Origin of the sequence: Pseudarthrobacter sp. J47, from assembly GCF_049810315.1 — a bacterium.
In the GTDB taxonomy this organism is placed as follows: domain Bacteria; phylum Actinomycetota; class Actinomycetes; order Actinomycetales; family Micrococcaceae; genus Arthrobacter.
The window spans coordinates 1732874-1747508 of sequence record NZ_CP187358.1 but is presented as its reverse complement, the minus strand read 5'-3'; the positions used below and the strand labels follow the sequence as shown (position 1 = coordinate 1747508).

The window sequence follows — 14635 nt, the reverse complement described above, 5'->3', positions numbered from 1 at the left end:
CGTGCTCCGAGGGGCATCCCGGGAGGAGGACCAGGGTCACTGCCCGGCTCAGGGGCGACCGCAGGGTTCTGGGCTGGCGTGCTGGTGTTCATTTATCCCTTTGAGAAAGCTGCCCTGCCGGACTTGGTCAAGGCATCGGCAATGGCCGGTGCGGGTGCAGCTGGCACTCCGCGGCTTCCGACGTTACAGGACTTCCTGAATTCACTCTGCGGCGTATCGTCCAGCAGTCGTGCTGACTGATAGGCATCAACAGTCGCGGGACACGGCAAAGGCTGGTGATTAGCTGCCCCCAAGGCATTGAATCACCGGCCTTCGACGGTGGTCTATTTGTCTGCGCGCACGAACGTGACTGAACCTTTTGAGGTCATCCAGGTCATCCAGGACAGCGGGTGGACGGCCGTGCACACCGCCAGAGAGTGCCGTCCGGTTAGCGCACACCCCAAACTGACGTCAGGAAACGCTGAAAGACCGTCAGAATAGGGTGCGAAAGCCATTTCTGCACATGCCCAGTGAAGAGTCTTAGATTCAAATCTGACTGCCGTCCCTGTTTGCTGAGCTTGTGTCGGCGGGTGCCTGGCAATTGTGCAACAGCGTGTTGCGTAATTGTCCAGATCGCGTCTGGACAATTAAGAATCCAAGCTGCGCGGCCTCCGCCTGTCCGAGCCTTGCCTGTCCTCGAATCTGCGGCAGCAGTACCACGAGCTGTGTGGGACTATTCAGCGGTCCGCCTCATCCTCCACACGCCCAGCGTCGATACCGATGCCACAGTTGTTGCAAACCCCCACCTGCCCATCACAGGTCAACTGCTCACACCTCTGGCATCAAAGGTCATCAGCGTGAGGACAGCTCACGTCCGGTCATGTCGAAACCCGGCCCCGGACTGATGAACCATCGTGACCGTCAAGATTTGCGAAGAGTGCACGGGCAGCTTCAAGTCTTCCCGCAAAAGTCAGCGCTTCTGTTCAATCCGCTGCGGCAACAGGAAGCGGGACAGGATGCGTCGAACTGCCCGCCGTCCTGCCGTGCCGGTAGCGGCTGACTCCGGAGCCATAGTTATCACGGACGAGCTGAAGGCATTGCAGCGCAAGCTGGAAACGAGCACGAAGATCTGCCAGCGCCGTGTCGAGATTCTCCAGTCCAAGCTCCGCTCTCAGTCTTATGAGATTGATCGGCTTGAGGCCGAGAACTCCGAGCAGCGTCAAAGCAACAATGTCCTCCAGCTCGAAGTAGCTCGGCTGAAGCGTGCGCAACGGACCAACGTGCAGGATCTCGCGCATCTCGCAGCATGGCTGGTTTCGCTTGCGAACGCAAAAGACGTCGCCTTGGACCCCGCAACGCTGGACATCCTCAACCGCCGCGGATGGCATCCATCCAAGCGCCAGGCAAGAGCGGCGCGGCCATGACGATGTCCATCGCGCGCCTCTCGGCACAATCAGGTCTGCGCTACCTGTTCAAGACCACGATGATGGATGACCTCTCCGCCACTCCCCCGGACGCCACCACCTACTACATGAAAGCCGGGACGCCTGAAGGCCGGTGGACCGGCAGCGGACTATCAGGCATCAACAGGAGAGCCGGCGACGTCGTCGCCGAAACAGACGCGAAAGCAGTGTTCGACTTAGCCGTCCATCCGGACACCAGCACACCGCTGGGCCGCCCGCACAGCCAACCCACCGCCGTCGAAAACAAAACCGGCCCACCCACGGTGAGTCACGCCGTCGTAGGTTTCGACCTGACCTTTAGCGTGCCGAAGTCGGTGTCCGTCCTCTGGGCGCTCAGCCCTCGCAGTACGCAAGACCAGATTCTCCGCACCCACCACGAGGCGGTGGAGGCAACTCTTGCCTGGCTGGAAGAGCAGGTCATCCATACACGTGCCGGCCGAAACGGCGTGGCCCACGTCGGGACGATGGGCGCTATTGCCGCCGCCTTCGACCATTGGGAGTCGCGCACCGGCGACCCGCAACTACACACACACCTTGTCATCGCCAACCGCATCCAGCGCATGACCGACGGAGCCTGGGTGACCCTCGACTCCCGCACGCTCTACAAGGCTGCCGTGGCTGCCAGCGAACACTACAACGGGCTCTTATTCGACGCCCTCCACCGCCGCCTTGGCAGCGACACGGACATTCGCCTTCCCGTCGCCACTACGGGCAATCCCAGCCAGCAGCTCACCGGGATCGACGAGGACCTCATCCGCGAGTTCTCCAACCGGTCCCGGCTGATCAACGTGGAAACAGACCGCCTCGTCGCGGAGTGGACAACGGAACACGGCCATCCGCCAAGCACAGCAACGGTCATCAAGCTGCGGCAGCAAGCGACCCTGGCCACACGCGTCCCCAAGTCCGAGCTCCCCACGCCCCTGCACGAGCTATCCAGAGAATGGAAGGCACGCGCCACCGCCAAAGGATTCCCACCGGACGACGTAATCGCGGCCACGATCAACCGCTCCCGAATCGCCCCGTTTGGCTTCACTGACTTCACGTCTGACTGGATCTGCGCCGTCGCAACCCTGACACGTGAGCGGGTCGCTCACAAACGCTCCACCTGGAACCACTGGAATCTCATCGCGGAAGCCGAACGCGTCTGCGCCCAGGTGCGTTGCCGGACGGCGGCGGACAGGAGCACGCTCATGCACGCCGTCGCCACCGCGGCCGAGCAGCAGTCCGTGCCGCTGAATGACTACCGGTACACCGTCCCCGCCCATGCCGAGGCAGATGTCCTGCATGGACCACGAAGCGTCTTCGACTTCCACGGATCGCGCCTCTACACCGATACATCCACACTGGCCTGTGAGGACGCGGTCATAGCGGCAAGGAACGACGACGGCGGGCCGGCAGTCCGTGCCGGCGTCATCATGGATGTTCTTGACCAAGTCCAACAGCCGGAGAGCCGAGTGCTTCACTCCGACCAGCGTGCCGCGGTTGCCGAGGTGGTCCTGAGCGGCCACCGGCTCGACGCCATCGTGGGGCCAGCGGGCACGGGAAAGACGACCACGCTGAGTGCAGTGAAGGCAGTATGGGAAGCGGAGTACGGCGCCGGCAGCGTTGTTGGCCTCGCCCCGGCAGCTGCCAGCGCCGAAGTGCTGGGCCGGGAACTCGCTATGGCAACCGAGAATGTCACCAAGTGGCTGCATGAATCGGCGGGTCAAGGCGCAAACTCAAGGGCCGGACGCTTCTTCAGCGTCCAGACGCAACTGGCCAATGCGCACGTCGGCGAGCGCTGGAGCATCGCATTAGCGCAGGAGGCTGCGCAGCTCACTGCCACCCAGCAACGCTGGTGCTTCCATGCGAATCAGCTCATCATCGTTGATGAAGCGTCAATGGTCTCGACATTCCAACTCGCAGCTCTCGTACAGCAAGCCCAGGAAGCCGGCGCGAAGATCCTTTTGGTCGGCGACCCCGGGCAGCTGGACGCCATCGACGCCGGCGGCGTTCTTGGCTGGCTGGACCGGCAAGGGAAGGCAACACGGCTGAGCACGATCTGGAGATTCCATGAGGAGTGGGAGCGCACAGCATCGCTGAAGCTTCGGAAGGGTGACTACGCAGCTATATCCGACTACGCACACCATGGAAGGATCCGGCACGGTAGCTACCTGGATATGGCTGACAAGGCGTACCTCGCGTGGCAGGCCGATACCCGGGCAGGAAAGTCGTCCATCCTCATCGCCGCCGACAACGAAACGGTCAGCATGCTCAATGAACGGGCGCAGGCGGATCGAGTGGCGCGGGGTGAGGTTGATCCCGATCAGACGGTGTTGCTCAGCGATGGCTTACGTGCGGGTTCCGGTGACGCCATCATCGCCCGGGGAAATGACCGGAAGCTCGTGGACAGCAGCGGTGCTTTCGTGCGGAATGGAACGCTGTTCGACGTCGAAGGCATCAGTCGGCGTGACGGCTCCCTGCTCGCGCGGCGGCGGGACACAGGCGCGAGCGTCCTACTCCCCCGGGCGTATCTGGAGACATCCGTCGAGGTGGGCTACGCGACCACGGCGCACCGTTCCCAAGGCATCACGGTGGACACCGGCCACACGGTAGTCACTCGGGGCCGGCTCACGCGCGAGCTGCTGTATGTGAGCATGACCCGTGGCCGTTCCGGCAACTTTGCCTACGTCAGCGAAGGTGACGACGCCGACCATCCTGCTCTCGATCCATCCATGCAGCTCTCATGGCAGGGAATCCTCGGCGAGGTACTCGCTGCGGAAGGCGCTGAGCGTACCGCCCACGAGGTGCGTGACGCGGAGCGCAGGAAGGCGGACAGCCTTGAGCGGCTTTACGCGGAGTATGACTACCTCGCGCAGATCGCGGCAGGACTGGATCTTAGGCAGCAGTTGGACGAACAAGCCCCTGGTGCCTCACCGGAATTCGAACAATCTCCGTCGTGGGGTGCAGCTGTCGCGGCATGGCGGAAAGCCACAGCCGTCAGCCGGCAGCGTAGCGAGCGCATACTGAGCCAGTTCTGCCAAGAAACTAGCAGTGCCAATGATCGCTGCGCCCTCCTCAGCGTGCGCTTACGCCAGTTCATGAAAGGAAGGACGACGGCGGTTGAGGAACCTCTGGTTGAAAAGCTCACCATTCCGCGCCCTGATTTAGCGTCGATGATTCAGCAGGTCAGGGTACGTATCTCCCAAAGGACGGAGACCGTGAGCATGGCAGCGCTGACAGCCGATCCTGAGTGGAAACGTGCTTTGCTCGAAGCCGTCGGAGATAGCACCAGCGGCGAAACCTGGCAGCTCGTCCGTGACGTTGCCGTCTTTCGCGACAGGTGGGCGCTGCCGGACTCTCCCCTCCCTCTGGGCCCGTCTCCCACGAATTACGAATGGGAACAACGCGGCCAGCGTGAACGAATCAACGCAGCGATCAACAATGCTTATCGCCGTGGCACCGCTCAACTAGATGACTCACATGTGGATTCAGCCCTTTCTCAGCAAGTCGTCCTTACAAGTGCCGGCTGGCAGCTCTAATCTGATAAGGAGGTAATGCGAATGGTCGTCAATCCGGCGGTAAGACCCAAGGTAGCGACAACCGGACTAGTGATAGCCAGCGCGGTTGTCTTCATAGGCTTTGCCCTCTCACTCATAGCCTTGGCCGCCACGGAACTTCCTCTCGTCATGAAGGTCATCGTTGGCAGCTTGTTGCTGGCAACTGTTTTAGTGCTGGCGCTGTTATGGGGGAAAAGATCCGCTCGACGGCGGACCTGGCTGGCTAAGGCAGCAAACAGATGGCGATCCTTCGACAACGCTAAGCTGGCCAGCGGGACCACGACAGAGGTGACCCTCCTCAGCGTCGACGCGGTGCAACCCACCGGCGCGTGGGTCACCATCATGTGGAACCGCTTCAACCACGTTCAGCGCGCCTGGATAGAAGCACTACCCGAACCACTATGGCCAGGGTCCGTCCTGCTCATCGCCCCCGACCCCACTCAAGTAATGCCGAGCGCACCCTGGCCTGAGACGTATTTCATTCGAGCCGCCGACTGCTTAGCTTGGGCACCCGCCGAAGGCCGGAGCCCCTAAGCGGCATCTACTGTTACGACACTCTGGCGATACAGACATTCGAATGTATGTTCTAAAATAGCTTCATGATCAAGTCCGGCTCCCTTGAAGATGTCGAGCGAATGATGATTCGCATGGACGCCGAAGCAAGCCGGCCAATAGATGACACCGCACCCATCCGAGATTTCCCGAAGTATGGGCGTCCGCTTGTGTACGTCAGCGGAATTTATGGCAAAGCCGTCGGGTGGACCCACAAGTACGGCCTCATCGAGTGGCTGGATAATTCCGGCAAATACCACATGGGTTGGGCGCATTCCTCGAGCATCAGGCGTGTAAAGCCTGATGAGTGGAAGGGCAGTAGTGCGCTGTAGTTGGCAGCCATCCCGGCGACGCTCAGGTAACCATCGGGTAGCGTCGCGCGTGTCGAAGAAACGCAAGGCTCGCGGTCGTGCCTAGGGTCGTGGGCATGGAAAGAGATCCCTTACGGGAGCTGAGAGGACAGACGTCGATCAACGATCTTCTCGACAAGCCGGTCGGCGCCGCACCGGTCCAGCTCGCGCTGCCGATCCTGGTGCAGGTGAAGCCTGGACAGTTCCGCCGACTGTCTTAAAGCGGCGGCCGAAAGCGTCTGAGGTACATGTGGAGCGTTGACAACGTGATGGCCTGGTCCAATGAGGATCAGGCCATCACACTGCCAGCAGCAGTCAGCTACATGCTTATGTCAGCCCGCGCCGGCCCGCCTAAAGGGGGCGCGGCCACCGGTCCCTTCGTAGCGATGCTGTAGGCGGGTTGCGCTGCTTCGGGAGCCGCCTGCAGGCCAGCACCCACTCCAGCTTCTGGACCAGCCGCGGCACGTGGAGAGCGATGGTAAGCAGCCGTGCCGAAGCGGAGGTCAGGGCCGATGGTTTCAGCCACAATGCGGCGCGCTTCACGCTTCTCCCCGTCCTTTTCGAAGGCACGGAACTCGAGTTCCCCCGACACCGTAACCGGGTCGCCCTTCTTCAAGGAGTTCGAAGCATTCTCTGCGAGCGCCCGGAACGCGGAGACGTTGTGGAAAACAGGCTCTCCGTCCTGCCAGGAGCCGTCTGCTCCCTGAATCCGCTGGTTCACAGCAACCCGCAGTTTGGCGTGTGCTACACCCGACTCCCCATACGTGAGCTCGGGGTCCGCAACGAGATTGCCAACAATGTTGACCGGAATCTTGGTGCTCATATCTTCTGCCCTTTCATTCGTAGACGGGGCTCTCCCGTCCAACAGTTGGTGGATGCCCTAGGGGCCCGAGATCTCCAAGCCACGGGACGGCTCGCCCGGCTGCTCCAAGCCCGCATAGGTCTCCTGGCCCTGGACCCGGGGCGAGACTTCAGCAGTGGGAACCTTCCCACCAAAACCCTGCGGATTCGTGGATTCGAGGATGTCCTTGCTTGCCGCCGTGACGCGGCCTAAGACTGACTTCGCAATATCCACCCGCGAGGCGGGTTGCTTCGCAGACGAGTTGTTCACAGCGGTTGAGTGCTCCGCTTCAATCACTGCATCAGCCCAGCCGGCCAGGTAGCTTGCAGACTGCGGACCCCGGTCGATGCCATGAGCCTTGAGGATCGTGTACGCCACAGACTCCGCCTCGACTTCGGCGAGGCCGCGGTGGTCCACACTGCTCCCGTACAGCTTTCCCACCTTGTCATCCGGCCCATGCAGCAAAACATGACCGAGCTCGTGCGCCAGGACGGCGACCCGCTCCTCCGCATTCAGCCAGCCCCCTACTTGAATCTGATGCTGCGCGAAGTCGGTGAAGCCGCTCGTCAGCCCGAACTGCGCATCTGTGACCTGGATAGAGAAGCCGTGCGTGCGTGCAACCCGGGCCAGCGACCCCCATAAGTGCGGCGCGTCGATGGCCGGGGCATCACTCGGCTTGGGAATCAGCAGCGGAGCCCCCTGGGTCTGGGAAACGTCGAAGACGGCCTGGCCACGCCAACCCGTGATGAGAGTCTTCTTCCCTTCATCTACAGCACCCTTGGGAAGCGTGTCACCCAGAGGAATGCGCTGGCGCGTACCGTCGGGCAGCAGCATCTGCTGCACACGGGCAGTCCGAGGCGCAATGACCCACAGGGCATGCTCGCCCCGAAGAACAGCGCGGCCGTGTCGTTCCCATTCCTTGTACCCTGCGACGAGCGTCGGCTCGTCCGTACCCCGCTGCGCCATCTGCATCATGAGCAAGGCGACGTTGCCACCTGAGTACCGCCACAAATTGGCTGAGGCATCGAGCAGAACCTGCCAATGTGAAGGTGACTCGACCGCCTCCTCAAGGATCGAGTGCAGGCCATCCATCAATGAGGCGATTCGCTCCTCGGGCGCCATACGGCGAGCGCCGACGCTGGCTTCCGGAGAGCTCTGATCAGGCAAAATGCTAGATGGAACTTCAGGTGTAGCGGCCACGACAGCCACCCTTCATGCTTCTTGGACCGCAGCATCGCTGCGCAGACACCCGTTCATGGTTAAGCACCTCAAGAGCGACATGACTCAGAAGTCAGCAACCAATTGATGAGCAGCCTTCCGCCACTCAACAAAGTCAGGGTCATCACCAGACAGGATTCGAGGCGCAGGCTCCTTATGTGCCTGCAGCCCTACACACCCGGCAGTCCTGGTGTGCATCCGCAAGCGTTCGACGGCGTGCGGGAGCCTTTCGTGAAAGGCAAGCGGGCCGAAACCCGGGTCATCTTGGGCGTAGGAGGCAAGCTCGGCGCGGTGAAGCGCATACAACTCAGCCACAATCTCGGGGTGACGCCACCAGCAGTCTGGAACGACCGACGTCGTCAGTTGATAAGTCGCGACAAGCCATCGCACCCATGAGAAAAGGGCGCCCCAGACTTCCTGCGCCTGTTCGGCCGTCATGTCCCGCCAGCGACGGGTCACGCTCTTGGAAGCAGCTGAAGCACCAAAAGCGGATCGAAACAACTGCGCGGTGATCTCGTCGTCCCCAAAGGAGCCGGCAGACGGGACATCGAACTCCTCGGTCTCGTCATGGCTGCGCATCCGGCTCCCCTTCGGTCTTTTGTTGACGCTCCCTGTGCCCGTCGGCCAAGATGCGCTCCATCTCCGCCTTCAAGCGGCGCAGCTCCCCTGCGTCTTTACGCTTGTGCCACTCGAGTAGGTCGAGCAGGATCGGTCGAGTCCGCCGCCCAAGCATGAGCGCGGTGCCTGCGGGCAGGCGCCGAATCTCGTCCAGAGCAATCACAGGACTTTCGCGTATCTGCTCCCCGTCCTGCCTGCCAGCGGAGGACCAGGACCGCGTGGTGAGGGTGAGGCTCCTCTCCCCCAGCAAACCCGCTAGCGAGCGCAGGTCCCTCTCGTCGGATCCACCGCCAAAGATCACCTTGATGATCGCCGAGTCCCAGATGGTCGATGCCTCATCGATGGACCAGCCTGATCGGGCTTGGGACAACGACTGCAAAACGACGAGCGTTGAGATCCCGATACCGCCGCCGTCGGACAGCGCCACAGGCAGCCCGGGCCATGGGGCCAGGTTGGCGATTTCGTCGAGGATCAAGGAAAGAGGTGGCTCCAGCCGTCCTCCTGGCGATACGAAGGCCATTTCCCGCGCTGCATTGTCGATGTCATCAATCAGCGCGGACAAGTACGGCCCTGCGGCAGCGGCTCCAGCCCGAGTGCCAATCAGGTACAGGGTTCCCCGCTCCCGGATGAAGGCTTTCGGATTAAACTCTTCAGACGCATCCTGCGGATTCAGCGCGGCCAGCACCTTGGGCGAGGACAGAGGCGCCACCGCCGCCGAAACCCCAATCCACGAATTGGACGTATTTCGAGGGTCATCTTCCAGGATGCCCATTAGGTCGGCCTGCCAGCCAAGTGCAGCCTCCGGCCGGCTCAGCACCTCCAGTGCTTCCCGCGCCAGTACCGGACTGGAAGACCAGCGTCGGAAAGCCGTCACTCCCTCGCCAGTCAGCGCCGCGGCATGGAGCAGGCACTGAAGAACTATCAGCGAGCGCTTTTGCCAGGCGGCGTTCTCGCCCTTCATCTCGGTGTCCGCCGTGATAACCAGCGCCCGCCGGGTAGCAATGTCAGGGTCTTCACACCCGCGTACCGGCGACCAGCGAAGCGACGACGGAATCCCCGACATACCCTGTGGGTCAAAGACGGTCACGGGTCGCCCACCGGAAGCCCGCGCCTTCATCGTCACCACCAGGTTGTCCGCACGCGTGGATGTCGTGACGACTGCCCCCGGCGCATCAAGAATGGCGTTGATGACGACGTACAAGCCCTTGCCGGATCGTGGCGCACCCTGAATCACCATCGACTCCTCCGTGGAAACATGAACGGTGACGCCCCGTGAGCGGCCCAGCGTCCACGACAGGTCCTGCACCGAAGGGTTTGCGAGTCCTGGACGCGTGAACTTTCCTCTTTTCCGCACGGCCCTCGCCCCAAAATCGTGAAGAATCTCCGCTCGGCGGGCAACGCCGTCGCGGTTCAAGATGTCTTGGCGCAGCCAACTACCCGATTGCTTCCATCGCCGCCAAAGGACCACCTCACCCACGGCGAGCGCACCAACCAGCAGTAGAGCCGGGGTGAGAACCCACCAGACGCTGTCTGTGCCAAGCACACAATCAGCCCGGCGAACAATGATCCATTCCATTCTGTTGGCGATGAGTCCGACGGCGGCGGCAGGGTTGAAGGGCGACGGCGGCATGGTGCCGCACTGCCAAGAGCCGGCCACGTGCGCTGCTGCCTGCACCACTGCGCAGAGACTTACGTAGGCTGCGGCGGCGACAAGCCCAGCGGTGACCAAAGGGTTGTCGCTTGCCGCCCGCGAGCTCGCTGGCCGTCTCACAGCATCCTGTCATCTGTCCCGAAAACGGCAAGCTCGTCAGTGGTCACTCGATTGGCAACGATGAAGGAGCGGTTGCCCACTTTCCAGAGCCCGACACCCTTCGGAAGGTTCTCAACATGCTCGCATTCAGCTTCGGTCAGGCCGAGCGCTTCCTTGGTCAGGCGCATCGCATCGTGCTTCTGCCGGTAAATGACCCTGGTGTCAGCCTCAGTCAGCAGGCCCAGGGCTTTCTGCCTGTGTCCACTCGTGCTGTCACCGATCTCGTTCAGGTCCGCGACCTTGTGCATGATGAGCAGGTTCGCGATCCCGTAGGTTCTGGCGAGTCGCCACTGCTCGCTCATCTTTGCCAACATGTACGGATCTGCGAGCATCCGCCAACCCTCGTCGTACACCACAAGCCGCTTCCCGCCGTCGGGATTGGTGATGGCCGCTTCCAACCACGTGGCGCCGCACGCTGCGGCCAGCGAAAGCGCCTGCTCGGATGCGCCGATCAGTGCTGACGTATCCATCACCATCATGGGGGCGTCTGCGTCGAAGGCCACCGTGGATGGTGCGTCGAACATCCCTTCGAGATCACCGGACACTGTACGTCGCAGGGAATGGCTGACGGCGGTTGCTCCGTCTGAGCCGACCAGGGCGGTCATCTCCTTCGACGGCTTGAGGAGGTGGTCCAGCACCATGGGCAGGGTTGGGTTTGAGTTCTCGGCCATGGTTTCCATGAGTGCGATGTCCAAGGCCGTGTGCTCCACAGGCCGAAGGGGCGTGCCCTGCCGCATGAGTGAAACCAAGGCTCCCAGGAGATAGCGACGGCGTTGCCTCACCACCGCTTGCCACTGAGCCTCTGTAAGGGCAGTGGAGCGGGGACCGGCGTCGAGGGGATTCACCCTTGCAGGGCGGCCCGGGCCAATGGATATGACTTTGCCGCCAACAGCCTCCGCTACCGCAACCCACTCGCCCTTGGGGTCAGACGCGACAGCTGCCTTTCGTCCTAGGGTGATTGACCGCGTTACCAACGACTTGCCGCACATTGACTTGCCGGTGCCGACCGTCCCGATCACAACAATGGAGGGGCCGCTGATGATCCCCTTGTCGTACAGGATCCATGGATCGTAGGAGAAGGCCCCGGACCCGAACACGTCGGTGCCGATGTAGGTTCCCTCGTGTCCAAGCCCCGACTCTGTAAGGAACGGGTACGCGGCCGCAAACGTCATGGTCGATGCACGGTGGGGCGCGGGCCGTAACCGATGCGGACCCCGCAGCGAGTTTGGCTCGTTTCTCCCCCAGTCACCCGCGAGGCGAAGCCCCTGGGGGTCGCGCTGCTTTTCGCCTTCCCCGGCACTCGCCCACCCTGCAGCGGGTGGTGCGGGCCGCCGTCGTGCCTTCCGTTCCGTCCGGGTCTTTCCCGAGGGTAGGTACTCGAAGCTTTTCAATGCCTGTTTCACCGCAGCCCCCTTCCTAGCGGCAGCCCGCCGGCGACAAACGCGGCCCATTGCTGTCCGTAGAGAAGCCGAAGCTCAACGAATGCCCCGGCGGCAGCGGACTCAAGTTCCTGGCGATGCCGTGCCAAGTCCTCCGGTGAGGCCGCCGTAACGGTGATGTAGGCCGCCGGGCGGACGTCACCATGGCCGGCGACTATCTCTTCCTCCCTCTGGATCACTTCTTCTTCCTCGGCCTTTTGCTCACGGGTGAGCGGCCTATCGAAGCGGGCGTTGATGCGGCGGCGGGTTTCATGCGCCTCCTGGGCGGAGCGGATGTCACGGAGGGCTTCAGCGGTGGGCACTGCCCGTATGACTTCCGTGAACGTGTGGCGGAATTCTCCCACATAGATCAAGGGGTGCAGGAAGCCCGGGAAGACTTTCTGGCGGGGCCATTCAGCGATCCAGAAGGTCTGGTGGAACCCGGTGTCTGTCCGCAGGTAGGTCCAGTGTTCCTCAACTGCCATCGGGCCGTGGCGGTGGAGAGTATCCATCGCCTTACTTGCCGGTTCGTCCGACGGCGGGGCTGCCGCCGCCGGCGCTTTGGCGGCCGGAAAAGCGGCGGGATCGAATGCGCCACCGATGATGCTGAGCAGTCCGACTTCACCAATCCACTCTTCTACCTTCACGCTGTGCGTACCGAGCGACGTCTTCATGGCCTCGACTTCCAGTCTCAGGACGCGTTCCAGGCCCACCAGTCCCCCGCCCGACTCCTTGATCCGTCGTCGAGCCTTGCTTGTGTCGAAGACAACCGCGACCAAGAGTTCGTGGCTCATGGTCGATCCGGCTGCACCGAGCAAGTCCTCATACGCGCGCTGTCCCCACGCAGTCTTCTCGCCAGCCTGCGCCGGGATGGCGTTGTCTTTGTAGAACTCCCAGAGCGCCGACGACGGATAGGGCACCGTGTAATCCTGGACGGCGATCCTGGCCACGCCTGGCCGCTGGGCCATGCCCGCTTGCACACGCGACCAGGCCTGGACCGCCCAGGCTTTGTCGTCTGCGTCCAAGAGTGCAAAAGACCTAGTGCTGCAGCGCAAGACTGCGATCGCCTCCCTGCCGTGACGGTCGACAATGAAGCACTCACCACTGGCCGTTGTTCGGATCTCCAGGTTGCCGAGACCGCCCGGGAGCGCGAGTCGGCCAGCCAGTTGCGGAGCTGCGGGCTTTGCAAGGAACCGTGTTTGCCCTGCCGCTGCCCGGTAGAAGAACACAGCGAGCTGTTTCGCCCATACGGGATAAGGAATGCGGGAGTACTGGAGGAGCCCGAGCAGCATAAGCCCAAGCCAGAGGGGTCCGGAGGAAAAAAGGCCAACCGGCCCACTGCTGGCAGAAGCCACTATGGCAACTGCCCCTCCCCCTGCGACGATCAGCAACTGGTACCACTTGAGGCCGAGGAAGAAGCCGCGGCGCTCGTACCTCGGGAATTTGACGGCCTCGAGGGCACGAGCCTCGTCAGACATATGGGTTTCCTCCGTTCGGAGGGTCGATTCTTGGTGGATGGGGTTTCGGAGGCCGCACCCTCGAAGGGGCCGGTGGGCTTGCGTTGGGATGCGCTCGCGGTTCGACATCTCCGAGTGGGGCCTGCCGGGCGGATGCCGGGGCGGTACCGCTGTTTTCGTGAGGGTCTATGCGCACTAAGCCCTGCTGCGACCCCGGTGGGTGCAGGGTGTTCGGGCCTCCGTTGGAGGGCGAGGTTCTCAAGGCCAACTGGCCGCCGTCACTCTGGGGCGACGGCATCCCGGACCGTACGGCCGGTGCCAGCACTTGTGTCGGGAAGAGGCTGCGGCTTGAGCTGATCGGTCGGGTCATGGTGGACCGATTTACTAGTCCGGCAAGCGTCAGGCGACCACCTGTCTGCCGACTGATCTGGCGAGCCGCCACACTGCTGCTCCGGGAAAGGACGTGGCCGCCACCGGCCGTTTGGGCTGCTGCCGCGAGTTCCCCGCCTGCGAAGCTAACCAAGCGCAGGGCCATCAGAGGTGCGCCGCAGGCAAGCGCCATGCCCACCGTGCCAGCTGCCAATCCGGCAAAGGACTCGGACTCTGCAAAGAGCTTCACTGCAACGGCCAAGACCGTTCCGGCTAAGGGTTTCGCCACCACCAGGGCAATGACCACCTCGCACCAGCGGCGTGCCCAGGACTTTGTCTTGTCCCAGGGCAGAAGCATCAACGCCACCGGCGCGACGGCCGCCAAGACGACGAGTGCAAAGGAGCGGAAGATCATCGAGCACATCAGGATGAAGGCAAGAATCCACACGACGATAACTGCCATCGCTGTAACGACGACGGCGCCCGCTGGGCCCCCTGTCGTCCCAGGTGCCAGCGAGACCAAGTTCCATTCACGACCACTTCCTTCTGGTGCCCGTTCAAATCCGAAAAGCCTCATGAACACGAGGTATGGGTCAGAACCAATCGATTCGAGCAGCGCGGCTGAGGCTAAGTCACTTGCCCGCGTCAGTTGCCGGACGAGATACACGGCAGCCCCGACCAGTGGGATGGCGGCCGCTCCCCCAATCATCGCCCGTCCGATCCGTCTCGGTTGCTGGCTCACCAGCCCCGACAGAACTTGCAGGATCATCACGACAACGAGCGGGGTCAGCATGACGATGACCCACCAGCTGGTCAGCCCCTCGACCGACAGCCACTGGGAGTCGTCCACGTTCGATACGGTGAAGGCGCCGGTGATGAAAGCCCACAGCCAGGACGCCATGTTCTGAAGGATGTTGGCGAATAGTGAGGTGACCGCACCCAAGACGTTGTCGTTGGCTTGGGAGACCAGGCCGCAGCCGGGTGGCCACCATCCATTGAGGTCGCACTCAACAGGCATGAG

Annotated in this window: 12 protein-coding genes; 5 read left to right on the top strand and 7 right to left on the bottom strand. The window is 62.5% G+C overall.

Annotated elements, in window-relative coordinates:
• The first annotated feature begins 893 nt into the window (after positions 1-893).
• From ACPJW8_RS07840 to ACPJW8_RS07820, 5 genes are all read left to right on the top strand, one after another.
• Positions 894-1403 (top strand): hypothetical protein, encoded by a 510-nt coding sequence (locus tag ACPJW8_RS07840; protein WP_330189281.1) that lies wholly within the window; start codon positions 894-896, stop codon positions 1401-1403.
• Positions 1400-4963: a MobF family relaxase gene (gene mobF, locus ACPJW8_RS07835; protein ID WP_425256437.1), complete on the top strand. Its 3564-nt coding sequence runs from the start codon at positions 1400-1402 to the stop codon at positions 4961-4963. Before ACPJW8_RS07840 ends, mobF begins: the two co-directional genes overlap by 4 nt.
• 21 nt (positions 4964-4984) lie before the next feature.
• Entirely contained in the window at positions 4985-5515 is a 531-nt protein-coding gene (locus ACPJW8_RS07830; protein WP_330189279.1) for a hypothetical protein, read from the top strand.
• 65 nt (positions 5516-5580) lie between these two features.
• Positions 5581-5865 carry a hypothetical protein gene (locus ACPJW8_RS07825; protein WP_330189278.1) on the top strand — a complete coding sequence of 95 codons (285 nt, stop codon included), beginning with the start codon at positions 5581-5583 and terminating at the stop codon, positions 5863-5865.
• A gap of 95 nt (positions 5866-5960) precedes the next feature.
• The gene (locus tag ACPJW8_RS07820) at positions 5961-6104 is read left to right on the top strand and encodes a hypothetical protein (RefSeq protein ID WP_330189277.1); all 144 of its coding nucleotides are present in this window, start codon (positions 5961-5963) and stop codon (positions 6102-6104) included.
• Between the two features lie 98 nt (positions 6105-6202).
• Here the strand turns inward: ACPJW8_RS07820 and ACPJW8_RS07815 are convergent, their stop codons facing one another.
• The 7 genes from ACPJW8_RS07815 to ACPJW8_RS07785 form a co-directional block, all read right to left on the bottom strand.
• Complete coding sequence (locus ACPJW8_RS07815) at positions 6203-6706, bottom strand: single-stranded DNA-binding protein (protein WP_330189276.1); 504 nt, start codon at positions 6704-6706, stop codon at positions 6203-6205.
• A gap of 57 nt (positions 6707-6763) precedes the next feature.
• Complete coding sequence (locus ACPJW8_RS07810) at positions 6764-7924, bottom strand: ArdC-like ssDNA-binding domain-containing protein (protein ID WP_330189275.1); 1161 nt, start codon at positions 7922-7924, stop codon at positions 6764-6766.
• Between the two features lie 84 nt (positions 7925-8008).
• A complete protein-coding gene (locus ACPJW8_RS07805; RefSeq protein WP_330189274.1) occupies positions 8009-8521 on the bottom strand; it encodes a hypothetical protein in 513 nt (170 codons plus the stop codon).
• Positions 8508-10238 carry a type IV secretory system conjugative DNA transfer family protein gene (locus tag ACPJW8_RS07800; protein ID WP_330189273.1) on the bottom strand — a complete coding sequence of 577 codons (1731 nt, stop codon included), beginning with the start codon at positions 10236-10238 and terminating at the stop codon, positions 8508-8510. The genes ACPJW8_RS07805 and ACPJW8_RS07800 overlap by 14 nt, the downstream gene beginning before the upstream one ends.
• 89 nt (positions 10239-10327) lie before the next feature.
• Positions 10328-11542, bottom strand: a complete 1215-nt coding sequence (locus ACPJW8_RS07795) for a hypothetical protein (RefSeq protein WP_082497496.1) — start codon at positions 11540-11542, stop codon at positions 10328-10330.
• Positions 11543-11769: 227 nt separating this feature from the next.
• Positions 11770-13266: an SCO6880 family protein gene (locus ACPJW8_RS07790; RefSeq protein ID WP_330189272.1), complete on the bottom strand. Its 1497-nt coding sequence runs from the start codon at positions 13264-13266 to the stop codon at positions 11770-11772.
• On the bottom strand, positions 13259-14632 hold the full coding sequence (locus ACPJW8_RS07785; protein ID WP_330189271.1) for a type IV secretion system protein: 1374 nt from the start codon (positions 14630-14632) through the stop codon (positions 13259-13261). The genes ACPJW8_RS07790 and ACPJW8_RS07785 overlap by 8 nt, the downstream gene beginning before the upstream one ends.
• Positions 14633-14635 lie beyond the last annotated feature (3 nt).

Excerpts from the sequence above, each read along its gene's own strand:
- ACPJW8_RS07805 (WP_330189274.1), bottom strand. The coding sequence starts at position 8,521 with ATGCGCAGCCATGACGAGACCGAGGAGTTCGATGTCCCGTCTGCCGGC.
- ACPJW8_RS07785 (WP_330189271.1), bottom strand. The coding sequence starts at position 14,632 with ATGCCTGTTGAGTGCGACCTCAATGGATGGTGGCCACCCGGCTGCGGC.
- ACPJW8_RS07795 (WP_082497496.1), bottom strand. The coding sequence starts at position 11,542 with ATGACGTTTGCGGCCGCGTACCCGTTCCTTACAGAGTCGGGGCTTGGA.
- mobF (WP_425256437.1), top strand. The coding sequence starts at position 1,400 with ATGACGATGTCCATCGCGCGCCTCTCGGCACAATCAGGTCTGCGCTAC.
- ACPJW8_RS07790 (WP_330189272.1), bottom strand. The coding sequence starts at position 13,266 with ATGTCTGACGAGGCTCGTGCCCTCGAGGCCGTCAAATTCCCGAGGTAC.
- ACPJW8_RS07815 (WP_330189276.1), bottom strand. The coding sequence starts at position 6,706 with ATGAGCACCAAGATTCCGGTCAACATTGTTGGCAATCTCGTTGCGGAC.
- ACPJW8_RS07820 (WP_330189277.1), top strand. The coding sequence starts at position 5,961 with ATGGAAAGAGATCCCTTACGGGAGCTGAGAGGACAGACGTCGATCAAC.
- ACPJW8_RS07825 (WP_330189278.1), top strand. The coding sequence starts at position 5,581 with ATGATCAAGTCCGGCTCCCTTGAAGATGTCGAGCGAATGATGATTCGC.
- ACPJW8_RS07830 (WP_330189279.1), top strand. The coding sequence starts at position 4,985 with ATGGTCGTCAATCCGGCGGTAAGACCCAAGGTAGCGACAACCGGACTA.